At 71.1% G+C, this 16,623-nt stretch carries 12 protein-coding genes, 2 tRNA genes and 1 pseudogene; 8 read left to right on the top strand and 7 right to left on the bottom strand.

From position 1 onward, the window contains the following. Positions 1-123 precede the first annotated feature (123 nt). From KDL01_RS12685 to KDL01_RS12675, 3 genes are read right to left on the bottom strand one after another with little or no spacing between them, the layout of a single operon-like run. Positions 124-1,497 carry a vWA domain-containing protein gene (locus tag KDL01_RS12685; RefSeq protein WP_212528642.1) on the bottom strand — a complete coding sequence of 458 codons (1,374 nt, stop codon included), beginning with the start codon at positions 1,495-1,497 and terminating at the stop codon, positions 124-126. Continuing rightward, entirely contained in the window at positions 1,494-2,876 is a 1,383-nt protein-coding gene (locus tag KDL01_RS12680) for a hypothetical protein (protein ID WP_212528641.1), read from the bottom strand. The genes KDL01_RS12685 and KDL01_RS12680 overlap by 4 nt, the downstream gene beginning before the upstream one ends. After that, on the bottom strand, positions 2,876-3,370 hold the full coding sequence (locus tag KDL01_RS12675; RefSeq protein WP_212528640.1) for a hypothetical protein: 495 nt from the start codon (positions 3,368-3,370) through the stop codon (positions 2,876-2,878). The genes KDL01_RS12680 and KDL01_RS12675 overlap by 1 nt, the downstream gene beginning before the upstream one ends. A gap of 181 nt (positions 3,371-3,551) precedes the next feature. On the opposite strand from KDL01_RS12675, the pseudogene KDL01_RS12670 reads away from it, so the two are divergent. The 5 genes and pseudogenes from KDL01_RS12670 to KDL01_RS12650 all read left to right on the top strand — a co-directional run bounded on the left by KDL01_RS12670 (position 3,552) and on the right by KDL01_RS12650 (position 6,810). After that, positions 3,552-3,629: pseudogene (locus KDL01_RS12670) on the top strand. An 80-nt stretch (positions 3,630-3,709) separates the two neighbouring features. Next, positions 3,710-3,782 (top strand) — tRNA-Ser (locus KDL01_RS12665). Positions 3,783-3,883: 101 nt separating this feature from the next. Next, positions 3,884-3,956, top strand: a tRNA-Asp gene (locus KDL01_RS12660). Between the two features lie 59 nt (positions 3,957-4,015). Then, complete coding sequence (locus tag KDL01_RS12655) at positions 4,016-5,452, top strand: SDR family NAD(P)-dependent oxidoreductase (RefSeq protein ID WP_212528645.1); 1,437 nt, start codon at positions 4,016-4,018, stop codon at positions 5,450-5,452. Beyond that, entirely contained in the window at positions 5,446-6,810 is a 1,365-nt protein-coding gene (locus tag KDL01_RS12650) for a leucine-rich repeat domain-containing protein (protein ID WP_246576351.1), read from the top strand. The genes KDL01_RS12655 and KDL01_RS12650 overlap by 7 nt, the downstream gene beginning before the upstream one ends. A 13-nt stretch (positions 6,811-6,823) precedes the next feature. Here KDL01_RS12650 and KDL01_RS12645 read toward each other — a convergent pair whose 3' ends face one another. From KDL01_RS12645 to KDL01_RS12630, 4 genes are all read right to left on the bottom strand, one after another. Continuing rightward, a complete protein-coding gene (locus tag KDL01_RS12645) occupies positions 6,824-8,590 on the bottom strand; it encodes an AAA family ATPase (RefSeq protein WP_212528643.1) in 1,767 nt (588 codons plus the stop codon). A 188-nt stretch (positions 8,591-8,778) separates the two neighbouring features. Next, on the bottom strand, positions 8,779-10,167 hold the full coding sequence (locus KDL01_RS12640; RefSeq protein ID WP_212528639.1) for a DUF2201 family putative metallopeptidase: 1,389 nt from the start codon (positions 10,165-10,167) through the stop codon (positions 8,779-8,781). A gap of 13 nt (positions 10,168-10,180) precedes the next feature. Further along, positions 10,181-11,131, bottom strand: a complete 951-nt coding sequence (locus KDL01_RS12635; RefSeq protein ID WP_212528638.1) for a hypothetical protein — start codon at positions 11,129-11,131, stop codon at positions 10,181-10,183. Positions 11,132-11,524: 393 nt separating this feature from the next. Then, positions 11,525-12,895: a helix-turn-helix domain-containing protein gene (locus KDL01_RS12630; protein WP_212528637.1), complete on the bottom strand. Its 1,371-nt coding sequence runs from the start codon at positions 12,893-12,895 to the stop codon at positions 11,525-11,527. A gap of 402 nt (positions 12,896-13,297) precedes the next feature. Here KDL01_RS12630 and KDL01_RS12625 point away from each other — a divergent pair, with 402 nt between their 5' ends. The 3 genes from KDL01_RS12625 (at position 13,298) to KDL01_RS12615 (ending at position 16,565) form a co-directional block, all read left to right on the top strand. Beyond that, positions 13,298-13,717, top strand: coding sequence for a hypothetical protein (locus tag KDL01_RS12625; protein ID WP_212528636.1), 420 nt, complete (start codon positions 13,298-13,300; stop codon positions 13,715-13,717). Positions 13,718-13,825: 108 nt separating this feature from the next. Next, positions 13,826-14,776 carry a hypothetical protein gene (locus KDL01_RS12620; RefSeq protein ID WP_212528635.1) on the top strand — a complete coding sequence of 317 codons (951 nt, stop codon included), beginning with the start codon at positions 13,826-13,828 and terminating at the stop codon, positions 14,774-14,776. Between the two features lie 106 nt (positions 14,777-14,882). Next, positions 14,883-16,565, top strand: coding sequence for a CHAP domain-containing protein (locus tag KDL01_RS12615; RefSeq protein WP_212528634.1), 1,683 nt, complete (start codon positions 14,883-14,885; stop codon positions 16,563-16,565). Positions 16,566-16,623: the final 58 nt, after the last annotated feature.

The raw sequence follows: 16,623 nt of genomic DNA, 5'->3' as shown, positions 1-16,623 counted from the left end.
ATCAACCTCGGCCTCACCCGCACCAACGGACGCTGGAACCTGCCGACACCAGCATGAACAGGCCAGTGGCGGGCCGGCTACGCCGACCCGCCACATCAGACCACGAAGATCTTCATCGGACTTCTAGTCGAGGAAGGTCTTGAGTTCGTGGACGAGCTTCTGGATGCGGCCGGAGATCACCGGCGTGCCGAGGTTCTTCAGGCGTTCGCGGAACCACGGGTTGACGCTCTGGTGGCCCGAGCTGTTGACCGAGCCGACCGGGATGAACTTCACGCCCGAGCGGTGTACCGCCTCGATCCCCTCGAACAGCGGCTGCGAGCGGTCGAACTCGTAGAAGTCCGAGATCCACACCATGACCGTGTTGCGCGGGTCGGAGATCTTCGGCTGGGCCATCGCCATCGCGACCGGACCGTCGTTGCCGCCGCCGAGCTTGGTGCGCAGCAGCACCTCGAAGGGGTCGTGCACCCAGGGCGTGAGGTCGATGGCCCGGGTGTCGTAGGCGATCAGGTGCACATCCACCTTCGGCAGCCCGGCGAAGATCGAGGCCAGGATGGTGCAGTTGACCATCGAGTCCACCATGGAGCCCGACTGGTCGACGACCACGATCATCCGGGCCGGTACGGTGCGCTTGGCGGTGTGCCGGTAGAAGAGCCGGTCCACGTAGAGCCGCTGGTCCTCCGGGCTCCAGTTGGTCAGGTTCTTCCAGATCGTGCGGTCGAGGTCGAGGTTGCGGAAGACGCGCTTGGGCGGCACCGAGCGGTCGATCGTGCCGACGCTCGACTGCTGGACCTGGGTGCGCAGTACCGCGGCCACCTCGTCGATGTACCGCCGTATCAGGTACTTGGCGTTGGCGAGGGCGACGCCGTCGAGGTTGTGCTTGTCCCGCAACAGCTGCTCGATCAGCGACATGCTGGGCGTGAGCTGCTTGGCGAGCTTCGGGTCGGCGAGCACCTCACGCAGCTGCATGCGCTTGACCAGATCGCCCTCCATCTCGGCGAGGAGTGACCCGAGGTCGGCTTCCGTGCCGGCGAGTGCCTCCTTGAGCCAGCCGCAGTCCTGCTGCCAGCCGGCCAGCTGCGTTGCGGAGACGGCGCCGGAGCCGGTGGCGAACAGGTTGAGCAGCAGCTTGGACACCAGTGCGGCGCTGCGCACCGGATTCGTCGGCGGGACGGCGGGTTCAATCTCAACGGCGGGTTCCGTCTCGTCCCCGGCCGGGCCGTCGGTGCCGTGTGTCAGGCCCCGGAACTCCGGGCCGAGCGTGGGGTGACGCTGCACGAGGTTGTCCACGGACACGCGCGGATCCAGCAGTCCGGCAGGCAGGCCGAGCTCCTGGACCACCGCGAGGCTCGAGGTCTCGAGCGCCGGCTGCTCCTCCGCTCCGAACAGCCGCGCCAGCAGCCGCCAGTACAGCACCTGCCGCTGGTGTTCCTCGGCGGTGCTCAGGCCGGCGCCCGGAGCCGTCGCTGTGCCGGTGTCGTCGCGTTCTGTGGTACTCATCGCCGCAGCAGCCTTCCCGCCCGTTCGCGCAGTACCGCGACCGGATCGCCCGACTTGGATTCCGCCTTGACCACCTTGGGATCGGTCGGGCCCAGCGCCCAGTCGCCGCCGTGGTATGCCGTGCTCGAATTCTTGCTTTTGGCCTGCACGGCCAGCGGCCGCAGGAGCCAGCCCGAGCCGTCGTGCCGAAGCACGCCGATGCACGCCGTCGAAGCCTTGAGCAGTGCCGGGGTCAGCGGTCCGGTCGCGGGCAGTCGGTCCACCTCGATGCGCAGATTCCGGCCGTCGACCGTCCAGCTCCCGCCTGCGGTCTTGTAGCCCTCGACCAGTACCGGCTCGTTCAGCGCCACCGGATGCCGGTCCAGTGGCGCGGCGGCCGGGGCGAGCACACCCGGCAGCAGCACACGGGCGGTGGCGAAAGGGTCCGCGACCTCGCCGAGCGCGGCGCGGGCCTCGTCCCACAGCAGCCTGCCATCGGCCGTGAGCGCCACGTCCCGCAACTCGAGGCTGCGCTGCTGAGCCAACGCCGTGAGCAGCAGCGGAAACGCCGTCAGCAGCCGCCAGACCGCCGGGCCGGAGATCGTGTCCGTCTTCGCCGCCGTCACGCCGGTGCGCACCAGCCGCGGCGTCCCGGTCGGCGTCTCCAGCACGCCGTACACCAGCACCTGCACGGCCGTCCCGTGCTCGAGCACATCCACCCCCAGCGGCAGCAGACGCCCCGTCACCGGCTCGGTGTCCCCGGCACCGTTTGTCGCCTGCCGGGCCAGCAGCATCGCGCGGCTCCACAGATCCGCCCAGCGCCGCGTCGGCACGCAGGCGGCCGGCCCGATCGGCACGCTGGCGCGCAGTTCCGCCGCCAGCCCGTCCAGCAACACGGCGAGCCTGCGGCCACCCGGATCGGCCAGCAGCGCCTCGACCAGTCGGTCCGCGCCGTCCACGTGCCCTTGGTCGAGTCCGCGCCAGCCCGTCACGGCCAGCTCCTGCAGCCAGGCCTGCACCGCTTCGCCCGGGCCGGTACCGACCGCTGCGGAAGGGCTCTGATTCCATGCTCCGCGGGTGCGTTCGAGAGCCGCGTCGCAGTGTTCGAGCAACGCATCGTGCGCCGCTCCGAGCAGCGCGGCACGGGCGCCCGCGAGCGTGACGAGGTGCTCGCGCGAGACCGAGCCGGCGCTCAGCTTCGCCACCGCTTCGTGGGCCGGGCTTCCGAGCGGCGTGCCCTCCAGCGCTCCGGCGATCGCGGCCAGGGCCCCGGCGCGGCCCTGGCCGATCCGAGCCAGGCCGTGCTCCAGCAGGTCGTCGAAACCTGATACAAGGTCCAGCGCCTCCGGCACGCCGGCCGGTGCCTGTTCGAGCAGGGCGGCCAGTTGAGCCCCGCGCATCAGACCACTGCTCCGGCGCCGCGGAACCACTGCATCTCCGGCTCCGCCGCGGTGCTCGCCGGCGCCTCGAGGTACGCCAGGTGTCGCAGGAACCTGCTGAACACCGCGGCGGCCGGCGCGGGATCCCTGCTTCCGCTCAGCGCCGCGGCCAGCGAGCTGCCCTCGGGCACCTCGACCTTCAGGTACCGCGCGACGCGGTCCAGGCCATACTGCTGCACCGCCTCCTCGGCCAGCGACTGAAGGTGCTTACACAGCGAACCGCCGTTGAGCCCGCCGCACGGCCGATTGTTGTTGGTACTGCAGCTCAGTCCGTGGCTCCCGGCGGTGATGGAGGACACGTACACGCGCTCGATGTCCGAACCGCTCGATACGACACCTTGCAGCCGCCCTTCGGCGAGTTCGACGAAGGGCACCTTCGCCAGCTTGCGGGGCCTGACCGCGGGCAGTACCCGAGCGAGCGGATCCAGCCGCCAGGCCTCATCTGAGCTGTCCAAAGCCGCGCCTCCTCGAGACCGATCTCTCTGATGGAAGTGATCCTGACAGAGGCCACCGACAGTCTGCGATCAGGCGGGAATCCGGCGCCGCGCCCGCCGAACCGGCTGGTGGGACGTCATCTGACGCTGCCGCCCCGCTCGCTCTCGGTCCCGCCGCGATGAGTATGATCCTGTTCGATGCCCGGGCGTAGCGCAGAGGCAGGCGCACCGGTCTCTTACTCGCGATCCGGTCACGCCGGTTCGAATCCGGCCGCCTGGGCAGTCAGTCGTCATCTCCTGCGGTCGGATGGATCCGGTCGACCGCGCTCAGATCGGCTCGCGTAAGATCGCCCTCGATGCCCGGGTGTAGCGCAGAGGCAGTCGCGCCCCATTGCTTATGGGATTCACGCCGGTTCGAATCCGGCCGCCCGGGTGTCGCCTGAAGGCGTCGGGTGCCGTCCGAGTCCCTGCCGCATCCTCGGCCGCGACACCGCGCCGGGCACGGTCCGCGATTGAGTAGGATCATGCGCGCGCCCGGGTGTAGCGCAGAGGAAGTCGCACCTCACTGTCAATGAGGGTCACGCCGGTTCGAATCCGGTCGCCTGGGCGTCTAGTAGCCGCATGGATTTCCGGCCCGTGCGCAGCGATGAGGAGGGCGCACACGTCATGGTCGAAGACTCGGCCTCCGGCGAGAGTGCCGATCTGTCCGCCGACGCCGAACTGCTCTCCGACGCCGAACTTGCCGAGTTCTCCCGCCTGGCGGGCAGATTCTGCGCACTGCCCGTCGACGATCCGGTCCGGCTGCGGGCCGAACAGGTCGCCGCGTCGTTCTCGCGGGACGGCCGGCGGCGGCGCCGTGACGGGCGGCGGCAGGAGGCCGTGACGGCGGACCGCCGAACCGTCGCGCGGACCGCGCTCGGCGGCCTGACGCGCCGTGAGGACGCACCTCTCGCCCTGCCCGAGGTGGCGGAGTCGGTCGGGCGGTATGTCACGCCGCGCCGCTGCTATGTGTGCAAGCAGTCGTTCCGGCAGGTCGATGCCTTCTACCACCTGCTGTGTCCCGAGTGCGCACGGGACAACGCCCGCCGTCGCGCGGCGCGCACCGATCTGACCGGCCGCCGCGCCCTGGTGACCGGAGGCCGGGTCAAGATCGGTTTTCAGCTCGCCTTGATGATGCTGCGCGACGGGGCCGAGGTCATGGTCACCAGCCGGTTCCCGCACGACACCGTGTGCCGATTCCGGGCGGCCGCCGGGAGCGCCGGGTGGATGGACCGGTTGACCGTCCTCGCCGTCGATCTGCGTGACCCGCGCCAGGTCATCGGGCTCTGCGACGGCCTCGTCGCGGCGGACGAGCCGCTGGACATCCTGGTGAACAACGCGGCGCAGACCGTCCGTCGGCCCCCTGAGTCCTACGCGCTGCTGTCGGACGGCGAACATTCCCCGCTGCCGCCCGGCCCTGGTCGACCCATACGCCCGGCGCCCGGATTCCGCCCCATGCCGGTGCTGACCGAGGCCTGGGCCACGGCGCAGATCGAGGGCGCCCGGGCCACGCCTGCCGTGCGGGCCGGCGCGTTCACTCCGCAACAGGCCGACGAGGCGGGCCTGCTTCCCGACTTCTCGCCGGCGAACTCGTGGTCGGCCAGACTCGGGAGCCTGGATCCGGCCGAGCTGCTCGAGACACACCTGGTCAACGCGCTCGCGCCGACGCTGTTGTGCGATCGGCTGCTGCCGCTGCTGCTGGCCTCGCCCCGTCCACGGCGCTACATCGTGAACGTCACCGCGGTCGAGGGCAGGTTCGCCGTGCGCAACAAGACCTCGGGGCATCCGCACACGAATATGGCCAAGGCGGCGCTCAACATGTTGACGCGCACGTCGGCGGACGACCTGGCGGCGCGCGGGGTCTATCTGTGTGCGGTGGACACCGGATGGATCACCGACGAGAATCCCGCCCCGAAGAAGGCCCGACTCGCCGACCGCGGATTCCGTACTCCGCTCGACATCGTGGACGGAGCGGCACGCGTGTACGACCCCGTCGTGCGTGGGGAGGCCGGGGACCCGGTGTGGGGAGTCTTTCTGAAGGATTACCGGGAGGCGGCATGGTGAGCAGCGGTCCGACACCCGCGGACGGGCCGATCCGGGACGCCGTGTCCCGGCCGCTCGAGTCGGCTGGATCCGCCGGACCCGGCCGATCCGCCGCAGAGGCGCAGGACGACCTCGAAGACGGCGCGGACGGCGTCGTTTCGCGCTGGGCGGGTATCGGCCCGATCGCGCCGCGTCCCGGCGAGGACCTGCTGCCGCTGATCGCGTGGCTGCGCACCGGTCGGACACCGGAGCACAGGCTCGACTTCCCGGCCGGCACGGCGCTGCCCGACGGGCGGCTGGACCTGTGCAAGCAGGCGGTGGGTCCCGAGGGCGTGCGCCGTGTCGTCGACGCGCTGCCGGATTCCGCGCGCGCTGCCCGGCCCGCGGTCAGGCATCTGCTGCTGGGCACCGACGGCCTCGGGGACGCCGGTGCCGGAGCCGTCGCGGCCGCAGCGGGGCCGAAGGGCTTGCAGACGCTGTATCTCGGCTGCAACGGCGTGACCGCCGGAGGGGTGTGCCGGATGGCGGACAATCTGCGTGCCTCGCCGCAGGCCGCAGTGGGTGCGGTGTGGCTCAAACGCAATCCGCTGGGTCCGGCCGGGGGCGATGCCGCCGCGCGTCTGCTCGAGGCCGCCGAGGGCCTGAGGACTCTGGATCTCGTGCAGACCGGTCTCGACGCGGGGGCGGTCGCGACTCTCACCGACGCGCTGATCTCGGCAGTGGGCACCGGCCGCGGCTTCGAGCGGGTCTACCTCGGCGGCAACGCACTCGGCGCGGCCGGTGCCTCCTCGCTCGCCCGTCTGGTGGCGGCGGGCGGCGTCGCAGAACTCTACGTCTCGGCGGCCGGGCTCGGCGCCGAGGGCGCCCAGGCGCTCGCCGAGGCCCTCGAGTGCGCGCCGCCCGGCAGGCTGCGCCGCCTGTCCGCCGCCAGCAACGGCATCGGCCCGGCTGCCGCCTCCCGGCTCGTCGCGGCGGCGGCGCACGCCGGGGTGGAACTGCTTGACCTCGGCCGGGTCCGGGCGGCGCGGGTCCTGGCGGCTCCTGAGAACCGGATCGACGAGGACGCGGCCGCCGCCATCGGCACGGCCCTGGCCGCGGCCCCACATCGGCTTGCCCACCTGGTACTCACGGACACCGGGATGCGCAGTCGCGAGGCACTGAGCATGCTGCGGGCTCTGGGCGTGACGGACCGGCGCCCGTGGTCCGCGCCCACGGCGGAGGTTCCCGCCGACGGCCCGGCGCCGATCCGCATCGTGCTCGGCAAGGGCATCGCGGCCACGGTCAAGCGCCGATTCGCGGAACTCGCCGCGGGAGTCGCCCGCCCCGCCTCGGCCCCGGACGTCGCCGCCGTCCGCAGCGTCTACCGCACGGCCCAGTAGCCGGCGCCGGCTTTCACCGGGCGGCGCCGGGCCCGGCGCCCGACTTCTTGCGCGGCATCGCGGCGAACACCTCTATCCAGAAACGCTGGCGCTCTTCCGCCGCGCCGACCAGGTACGTCGAACGCAGCTTCGGCGGCAGCAGCGCCACCAGCCGAACGATCGCGGCCCGGTGCGCCCGCAGCTGCGAGAGCTCGGCATTCGCGATGACCTGGTGCACGACGTCCGTGTCGTTCGCCCCTTCACTCGAGGCTTGGGCGGCGCGGCGCAGCCGGGCCTCCCAGCCGTCGAGATCGGCGGCCAGCTCACGCAGGCCCACCACTTCGCGCCGGGCCAGCCGGTCCATCAGGGCCGTGAGCGGGACCGGCGCGTATTCACCGTCCCCGAGGTAGACCGTGCCCCACTGCATGGGCAGGCCGCGCCGGTGCAGCTTGATCATCCGCTCGAGTGTCCGCTTGGAGATCCAGTCCCGGGCGTCGTCGTCGATGTCGAGCTTCCACCAGTCCAGGAAGGTCTCCGCGATCGGGCCGTAGGTCGTGATGAGCCACTCGTTCGCGGGGATGTCCTCGGGGCGCACGGTCAACGAGGCGGTGAAGCGTGAGGCCTGCGCCACGTTGTTGCGCGCCACCAGCAGTTTGCGCCCGAGGTGGTAGGGCGGGTTCTGCAGCGCGATCTGGGCCCTGAGGTTCTCTATCGGGTGCCCGGCGATCGACCATTCCTGGGTGATCTCCATGAGCTTGGCGAAGGCGGCCTTGTCCTTGGGCCTGTTGTACTCGTCCCAGACGATCGCCTTCGGCTCCCGGCCGGTGAAGGAGCGCGCCACCAGGTTCTCCAGCGAGCCGTCCGCGCTCGGGACGGGGACGCAGAGGTCTTCGATGTTCGTCACCGGCAGCGAGAAGTAGAGCGGCTCGCGCCCCAGTTCGCGTCGCACGAGATCACGCACCAGTTCGGTCTTCCCGCATCCGGGCGGCCCTTGCAGCAGCACGGTCCAACGGTTGCGCAGCGCCGCGCGCACGACCTGCCGCACGGGGTCCTGCAGGCCGGCCGGATTCCGCGCGCCGACCGCCTCGGCGATCCGGTCCAACACCTCCTCGGTCCGGTCGGGGCCCGGCGAACCGTCCTCGCGCGCCTCGACCAGCCGCATGCGCTCCCCGCCGACCAGCGGCAGCCCCCAGATCAGGGGGAAGCCCTCGAAGGCGTTGGCCAGCACGTGTTCGAGCGTCCGCGGGGAGAGCAGCTCGCGCAGCGCCGGAGTCAGCGAGGCCCAGACGGCGAACGCCCCGGACAGGTCGCGGTCCCGGTACCGGCGGGCGAGCCGGTAGCGCCAGGCCGTGTCGTTCGCGGTGATCCTCAGCGTGGCCATCCGGTCCAGGATCGCGAGATCGCCTCGGCGCGCGGAGGTCTCGGCGAGCGACTCGTTGTCGGTCAGGAACACCCCGATGCAACCCAGGGCGCGCAAGTCGAACTCGCCGAGCGTCCAGTTGCAGGCGATCTGCATCAACTGCGACTGGATCGAGTCCCCGGCCTGCAGCGAGTCGTCGATCAGCAGCACGAACCGGCGCCCGGGCCGCAGTTGGCCCATGACCAGCTGGCGCAGCACGAGGGTGCCGTCGTCCGTCCGGACCGGGGCGTTGGCCAGCAGGTCGTCCGGGGTCAGGTTCGCGGCCGGGACGTAGACCAGCGCGGTGTCCCGGTAGGCCTCTGCGATGTGCGTGAAGAACGTCGCGGTCTTGCCGATGCCGTGCTCGCCGAAGATCTGCCCGGTCTGGCCCAGCTCGATCATCGCGTCGATGAAGGACTCAAGCCGGGATCCGCCGGACGGCCCCGACAGGTCGAAGAGCGCCTCGGGGTAGGTGGCGGTCGGCACCCACGGCCGCGCACCCTGCTGCGGGGCCGGCCCCGCAGCTCCGGCCCCCGGCTCGATACCGGGTTCCGCGGCGCCCGCCAGGCCTTGTATAGGTACTGACACGTTCAGCTGCTCCCCGTCGTGACGCGATGGCAGGACATCTGCGGATGGTGCCGGTCCGGCCAGTCGTCGCCGCCTTGGGTGATCAGCCAGATCCACTTGTCCGGCTCGGCCGGGGTGATGTGCGGGGCATGGCCGTCCGTGAGTATCACGACCGCGTCCACCTGCTCCTCGAACCGGGCTCCGTGCACCTCACTGCGCCCCTCGACGTAGTCGGCCACGGCCTGGAAGCTGGTTCCGCCGCCGCCGAACACCCGCTCACCCGGCTGGAAGGGCATGACCACCGCGTCGAACGACAGCCAGTGTGCCCGGACCCTGTCGATCCGTCCGACCAGATCGGTCAGCCACGCGACGACGTGCGCCGGCATCGAACCGGACGTGTCGTACGCGAACACCACGACCTTCTCGCGCACCGGGCCGCGCCTGGCCATGATCGGGTCCTGGCCCAGGGCCGCGAGGACCGCCCCGCGCTTTTTCGGGTAGACCAGCCGTTCGCCCTCGCTCAGCCTCGAGCCGACGACGTCGACGAACCAGCGCTGCCACCAGTCGACGCGCCGCGTGGCCGAGGTCCGGCCGCGCAGAGAGCCCGCGCCGAGCGAGCCCCAGATCCGCGAGGCCCGCTCACCGCCCTCGGACCGATTCATCAGATCGTTGATCTCATTGCGGGCGCCGGTGTGGCCGCGACCGCCCGCCAACAGAGTATTGAGCAGCGCGGAGGACACCACCGCATCGACCGCTTCTTGGTCCATCTGCAGGTCGGTCTGCTGATGGATGCATATGTGGTCCGCGACCGGCGGCCGCTTCATGCGCTTGAGTTCGCGGTAGGCGGTCAGGTCGGTCTCGACGAACGCGGCGTAGGGCAACGGGTCGAGGCCGTGCTCCGCCAGATCCCGGGTATACCGCTCGTGCACTGCCGCCGGATCCACGCCGACCGGGGAACCGTGGCGTTCAGGCAGGCCCGCGCGCTTGAGCCGGACCAGCGCGACGTGGTTGATCGTGACCTCCGCGGCCAGCTCGAACACGGCATCGTTGCGCAGCTCAGGCTCGACGAACAGGTGGCGCTGCACCAGATGGCGCGCTTCATGGAAGAGCACGAACTTGACGCCGTCGAGGCCGAGGGCGACGAAGAAGTCGGGGTTGAACAGCAGCAGGCAGGAGCCGTCACCCGAGGCGACGACCGCGGCGGTGGCCACGGCCGTGGTCGGTATCTGGTGGTGGCACTTGGCATAGATCCAGGAGGCGACCGCGGACTCGGTGAGCCCGAAGTCGAGCAGAGCCGCCTCTTTGAGCCGCACCGCCTCGGCCACGACTTCCGGCGCGGCCGGGCGCCAGGCCGCGACCGCCCGCCGGTCCGCCAGATCGATCACCGGCGGACGCTTGTCCCCGAACGTCATCTCAGGTCTCCGGTCAGCCGGATCCGGCCGCGATCGCCCCGCTGGTGACGATCAGCTCCGGCAGCGAACCGGCGAAGCCCGGCAGCAGCCGCGCGAGCACCGCCCAGGCCTCCAGGTTGTCGCCGAGCTCCTGTTCGACCAGCGGGCGCAACGCCGCAGCCGCATCGGCTGCCCGCTGTGGGGCGGCTCGGGCGACGCACTCCAGCACCGCCAGGACACGGCCGGGTGGCCGGGCGGCGCACGCGTACGCGGCGGATCCGTCGAGCAGGAATCCCGCCATGGACATACGGGCGGTGAAGTGCGGATCGTACCCGCCCAACTGCCGGCGCAGTTCCTCCGGGCAGCCGACCTGGACGCACAGCGCCCATCGGGCGTACCCGGGCATCGGCTCGGCGCGGTCCGCCGCCGCGACGACCGACCACTCGGGGCCGCTGAGCGCGGCGGCGGCGCGCTTGCACTTCTTCAACTGCCGGGCCTTGCCCGCCTCGTACAGGGTGCTGATGATGCCGCGCTGCTCCACGTCCGCCGCGTCGTCGTAGCCCTCGTGATACGGCAGGCGGGCCCGTCGGCGGAAGCTGCGGTAGTGATAGTCCTTCAGGTCTCGCTCCGGATGCAGATCGGATGAGACCGGCACCCGGAAGCCGGGCTCCGCAGCTCCCGGACCGTACGGCACGCCCAGCAGTATGTCCCGACGCACGGCGTCAGGCACATCGGCCTGATAGACGAGGTAGTTGGCGTCAGGGTCGTCGAGTTCGAGCAGCCAGCGCAGTATCGAGCGGGGCGTGTCCGGAGCGGCGAACACCCGCCGCGCCGCCTCACGGTCCGCCCCGAACATCGCCGTCAGCAGCGAGGCTCCACCGCCGCCCCGCGCGGAGGCCGGCCCCCCGAACCGCGACGGCAGGCCGAGCCGCGCGGCGATCTGAGGTTCCGCCTCGGGATCCGCGAGATCGAGCAGGAACCGCATTCGTGCGCAGCCTTTCCCTGGGTCGACACCGAGCCCTCGCCGTCCGATCACCTGGTCGCGACTCGAAGCCCCCTGCGAACGGCCGGCGTCGGTCAGCCGACGACGACCACGGCACCGACCATACTTGGGTGATCCGACACGCTCGAGGGTCCTGACACACTCGTACGCCGACGGTCTTGCTGGGGCTTGGGGCGCCTGTGGGCGGTACGGCGCGGCGGGCGGCGGGCGGTACGGCGGGAGCTGCGCGATTTCGCGAACATCTGGACCGGGCTCGGGGTCGTGGGGGGAATGGCGCCGGCGCCGACAAGCGGTCACCACGGAGCGGGGCGTGCCCGAGCCGTGGTGACCGCTTGTCGGCGATTTTCAGTTCCGATTCCGGTTCCGGTTCCGGTTTCAGTCTGAGATCGGGTATTGACAGGCTGCCCGCTCGGCCGTCGTCAGGTCCTGCGGGCTCAACTGCACGGACTCGGTGGCCGACGGGTCGGTCGGGCGGACGGCGGCGGCGTTGATGATCGCGGTGGGTGCGCCGCCGCCGAGGCAGGCCACGGCGACGAGCGGGACCGAACCGGTCGGGGTGCCGGACAGGCCGGTGATGGCGGGGCTCACGCCGCTCAGGCTCCACGTGGGCGCCTGCTCGTAGGAGGCGTCGTTGAGTGCGAGTTCGTGCCAGCTCGGCGCCTGGAAGCCCGACGTCTGCTGTTGGCTGTAGTAGGCGGCGTAGCCGACGATCGGCGTGTTCAGTCCGCTCGCGGACAGCACCACGGCGTTGTGCGCCGCGGCCGCTCTGACGCGCAGGCGGATCTCGGCCGGGAGCGGGACGTCCCGCGGGCAGTCGCTCGGCGTCAGGTTCGGCGGCGGGTTGCCGCTCACGACGGCCGAGGCCACCACGCCGCGGCCGTCGGCCAGTTTGAACCACCGCATGTCCGGGGTGCCGGCGCGTTGGTCGCGCAGGGACTGCCCGAGGCAGTACCCGCTGAACGAGAGCAGGCAGCCGGTCGGCAGCGCGGCGACGACCGGCGCGTCCAGGCTGGCGCCGCCGCGCACGTTCGTGCCGGGCTTGTAGGTCACGGCGGTGAAGGCGACGGCCCCCGGCGGCGCGGGTGGGCAGGCCTCGCCCTGGCTGGACGACGCGCCCGGCGTGGTGGCCGCGCTCGAGCGGCCCTGCGTCTGATCCAGGTGCGTGACGAGCATCGCCGCACCCACGAGCACCGCGGCGGCGCCGACGGCGGCGGTGAGCCGGGCCCGGTACCTGCCGCGGTACCAGGGGCCGGTGCCGTCGTTCATCGGCGCCCCGGAACCGATGACGTCGATGCCCTCTGCCTCGCCGCCCGAATCTCCCTCGTGGTCTGATTCCCCCTCGCCGTCCGAGTCCGCCTCGCCGCCCGGCTCGGGATCCGGCGCGGAGGTGGCTATAGACGTGGACGTAGCTGTAGACGTGGACGCGGGCGTGCGCGCCGGCCCCGGCCGGGGGCCGGCCGCGGGCGGCTCCTTCGGCGCCCCGAGTTCGCGCTCCAAGCGGAGCCAGCGCTCGCGCCAGACCGCCGGATCACCTCCGCAGACCTCGACGAAAGCCAGCGTCACGTCCAGGCTCGGCTTGCGCGTGCCGCTCGCGGCCTCGCTCAGCGTGGTGGCGCTGAAGCCCGCGCGCACCGCCATGGCGCGATAAGTCGGATCTCCTGCTGCCTGCCGCACGTTCCGCAGTTCCACCGCGAAGGCCTGCAGCGGCCCCTGCCCCGGATCGATAGGCCGTGGGTTGCGCGCCATCGATTCCCCCTTAAGTCCCCCATACGCCGTACCTCGGCGAACCGCCCTGCGCTCTACAACGCAGAACACTGCCACGCTACTGCACGTGCGCGACGTGCGACGCCGTGCGCCGGGTCGGCGGAATTGATTGATTGATCGGCGGCGCTGACCAGCCTTCTGATCCCAGAACACTGATCAATCGAGTCGCGGCGCGCTGGTCCGGGACGCCGTTGATTGACCGAGATCGGCTCCTGTACCGGTCAATCAGCCACCCGGATAGACATTCCTCGGGGCCGCTCGGCGCCGCCACGGCATGCGGACAGCGTGATCGACCGCGCGTCTCGTGACCGGCGCAGGCCCTGTCCCACCCGGTGCGGCCACAGCGGAACGCACCGTCCACCCGCGACTTTTCGGAGAAACGACATGATGCTCCGCAGGACTCTGGCCGCGGCGGCGACCGCCGGCATCGCCCTGACCATCGGGCTCACCGCGGTCCCGTCCGCCTTCGCGGCCGAGGGCGACGGCAACTGCGTCACCAACGACGCGGGCGCCGGCGGCGACCTGTGCCTCTACTACAACTCGAACCTGGCCGGTGCCCGGTTCAACGATCCGTACACCGACAACTACGCCGGCTGGGTCTTCAAGGCCTGGAGCGGCGGCGACGCCGGTGCCGGCCAGGCGGTCAAGAACAACGCCGCCTCGGTGCGCAACTACGACACCGTGGTGACCGGCATCATCTACTACAACTCGAACCAGGCCGGGGCCAGCGAGTCGGTCGCCCCCAGCAGCTGGGTCAACCTCAACTCCACCCTGAAGAACGAGAACGCCTCCCAGGGCTGGTGATCCACCGCCGGTCGCCCTCCTGACCGGCGTGTTCCCGGGTACCGCGCCGCGCGTCTCGCGGCGCGGTACGCCGGGCCCGGCCCGCCGCCTTCGTTCCCGAGAGGCCTCATGCGTTCCCTGACTTCCCGCCCCGTCGCCGCCGTGCTGGCGCTGATCCTGGCCGGCGCGGCGAGCGCGGCCTGCTCCGGCGGCGCGCCGGCCGCGGCGCCGCAGCCCTCGGCGGGCGCGATCCCGCAGGTGCACGTCACCGGGATCCCGACCGTCACCGACAGCACGTCCCTGATCTACCCGGTCGACGCCTATCTGCCCACCCACGATCAGAGCATCGAGTTCGATCAGGCCACGAATCTGCTCGAAGACCGGTGCATGGAGCAGTTCGGGTTCGACTACACCGCTCCGCCGCCGAACATCCTGCCGGGGGCCGTGACCGACTCCAACGCCCCCCGGCGCTACGGAGTCTCCGATGCCGCGCAGGTCGCGAAGCTCGGCTACCACCCGCCGCCGAGTGCCCCGCTGCCGAAGAAGCCGAGCGTCTCCGCCGCCGCGCTCATGCTCCTGACCGGCAGCGCCGCGACGGACGCGTCGCCCTCGGCCGCGCCGCCCACGCGGTATGCGAACCGGGCCTTTCCGGCCGGCGGCTGCATCGGCCAGGCGCGCGCGCAGCTGACGGCGCACGGCGGATCGGCCAACAGCGATGCCGTCGCCGAGGAGATCAACGATCAGAGCCTTGCGATATCGGAGCGCGAGCCGCAGGTCATCGCCGTGGTATCGCAGTGGTCTCAGTGCATGGCGAAGCACGGCTATCACTACGCCACGCCGTACGACGCGACCGGCGACCAGCAGTGGAACACTCCCGCACCCTCGGCCAAGGAACTGCTGACCGCGAGCACCGACGTCGCGTGCAAGGCGCAGACCAACCTCGTCGGCACCTGGTACGCCGTCGAAGCCGCGCTCCAGCGGCAGATGATCGCCGCCAACCAGCAGCACCTGGACCAGGTCAAGGCGGGGATCACCGCCCAGCTCGCGGCCTCCGGGCAGGTCCTGGCCGCGGCCGGCTGACCGGCGACGCCGCCACACCGCCGTCCGCGGCTCGAGCCTGTGCTCGGGCCGCGGCCGCCCCACCCACCGAGTGGCCCGCCGGTGTGCGGGCTCTGAGGAGCAAGGTGTGAATATCAGAAATCATCTACGCAGATTCGCCGGGCCGGCCGTCGCCGCCCTCGCGTTGAGCCTGGCCACGGCCCTCGCGCCGACGGCCTCGGCCGCGGCCGGCGGGGACGCCGCCACCCTCGCCCACGCCAACATCGGCAAGTCGGCCGGCACCTGCGCCGACACGCCGACCACCAACAGCCTCGGCGGCAGCCAGTTCGAGACCAGTTGCAGCGGCAACGGCGGCAACGGCGAGTTCTGGTGCGCCGACTTCGCCGAATGGGTCTGGCAGAACTCCGGCTTCTACACCGGCGGACTGACCGCCGCGGCCGGCAGCTTCTACGTCTACGGCGAGAACAACGGCACGCTGCACACCAGCGCGTCGTACGTCCCGCAGCCGGGCGACGCGGTCGTCTACGACTACTCGGGCGGGGGCGTGGCCGATCACGTCGGCATCGTCACCTCGGTCGACTCCAGCGGCGACGTGATCACCGCGAACGGCGACTGGAACGGCATCAGCGGCAGTTCGGAGTCGACGTTCGCGCGCAGCTCCTCGGTGGTCCAGGTGACCATTCCGGCGAGCGAGCGGGCCACCGGCGACTACGTCGGCGCGGCCGAGATGACGATCTCCGGGTACATATCGCCCGTCGCGAGCGGCAGCGGCAGCACCCCGCCGCCCGTCGACTCCGGCAATCCGTACAGCCCGAATGCGGTGTGCGGCAGTGGCTACGGCGTGATCGATTCGCACGGCCTGACCGGCGCCACCGTATACCTGCTCTACGACGACGCGAGCGGCGACAACTGCGTCGTCACCCTGGCCACCACGCCGACCAGCGCGAAATCGATGAACGCGACACTAGCGGTACAAGGTGGAGCCTCGACAAGTAATCCAGGGACATTCACCTATTACGCAGGTCCGGTGACGGAGTACGCGCCGAGTAGCTGTGTCGAGTGGGGCGGTTCCTACAACGGCAGCTCCTGGACGAGCGGTTGGAGCCACTGCGGCGGCGGGTCCAGTGCCCCGCCGCCCTCCGGAAACAACATCTACACCCCGACCCAGGTGTGCGGCAGCGGCTACGGCGTGATCGACTCGCACGCCCTGACCGGCGCGACCGTATACCTGCTCTACAACGGCTCGACCGGCGACAACTGCGTCACCACGCTCGCGACGGACGCCTCGAGCGCCGAGTCGATGAACGCGACGCTGGCCGTGCAGGGCGGATCGTCGGCGAGCAACCCCGGCACCTTCACCTACTACGCCGGCCCCGTGGTCGAGTACGCGCCCAACAGCTGTGTCGAGTGGGGCGGGTCGTACAACGGCAGCTCCTGGACGAGCAGTTGGAGCCACTGCGGCAACGGCACCGTGACCGCGCCTCCGGGAGCCACGAATCCGTACACCCCGACCCAGGTGTGCGGCAGCGGCTACAGCGTCGTCGACACGCACGCGCTCAGCGGCGCGACGATCTACCTGCTCTTCAACAGCTCCACCGGTGACAACTGCGTCGCCACCATGGCCACGGACCCGGCCTCGGCCGAGTCGATGAACGCGACGCTGGCCGTGCAGGGCGGTTCGTCGGCGAGCAACCCCGGCACCTTCACCTACTACGCCGGACCGGTCGCGGAATATGCGCCGAGCTCCTGCGTGGAATGGGGCGGAGCGTACGAGGGATCGTCGTGGACCAGCGGATGGAGCCACTGCTGACGGGCCCCTCGGCCTTAGACGGTTGACGCGAAGGGTGTCCAGGTTCGGCGCACACATC

The organism is Actinospica durhamensis (assembly GCF_018139695.1).
Lineage (GTDB): Bacteria > Actinomycetota > Actinomycetes > Streptomycetales > Catenulisporaceae > Actinospica > Actinospica durhamensis.
This window is presented reverse-complemented; position numbering and strand designations above follow the sequence as displayed.

What these genes read in the sequence shown, in the direction of transcription:
- KDL01_RS12685 (WP_212528642.1), bottom strand. Translation starts at nt 1,497, where the DNA reads ATGAGTACCACAGAACGCGACGACACCGGCACAGCGACGGCTCCGGGC.
- KDL01_RS12680 (WP_212528641.1), bottom strand. Translation starts at nt 2,876, where the DNA reads ATGCGCGGGGCTCAACTGGCCGCCCTGCTCGAACAGGCACCGGCCGGC.
- KDL01_RS12655 (WP_212528645.1), top strand. Translation starts at nt 4,016, where the DNA reads ATGGTCGAAGACTCGGCCTCCGGCGAGAGTGCCGATCTGTCCGCCGAC.
- KDL01_RS12650 (WP_246576351.1), top strand. Translation starts at nt 5,446, where the DNA reads ATGGTGAGCAGCGGTCCGACACCCGCGGACGGGCCGATCCGGGACGCC.
- KDL01_RS12645 (WP_212528643.1), bottom strand. Translation starts at nt 8,590, where the DNA reads ATGATCGAGCTGGGCCAGACCGGGCAGATCTTCGGCGAGCACGGCATC.
- KDL01_RS12640 (WP_212528639.1), bottom strand. Translation starts at nt 10,167, where the DNA reads ATGACGTTCGGGGACAAGCGTCCGCCGGTGATCGATCTGGCGGACCGG.
- KDL01_RS12635 (WP_212528638.1), bottom strand. Translation starts at nt 11,131, where the DNA reads ATGCGGTTCCTGCTCGATCTCGCGGATCCCGAGGCGGAACCTCAGATC.
- KDL01_RS12630 (WP_212528637.1), bottom strand. Translation starts at nt 12,895, where the DNA reads ATGGCGCGCAACCCACGGCCTATCGATCCGGGGCAGGGGCCGCTGCAG.
- KDL01_RS12625 (WP_212528636.1), top strand. Translation starts at nt 13,298, where the DNA reads ATGATGCTCCGCAGGACTCTGGCCGCGGCGGCGACCGCCGGCATCGCC.
- KDL01_RS12620 (WP_212528635.1), top strand. Translation starts at nt 13,826, where the DNA reads ATGCGTTCCCTGACTTCCCGCCCCGTCGCCGCCGTGCTGGCGCTGATC.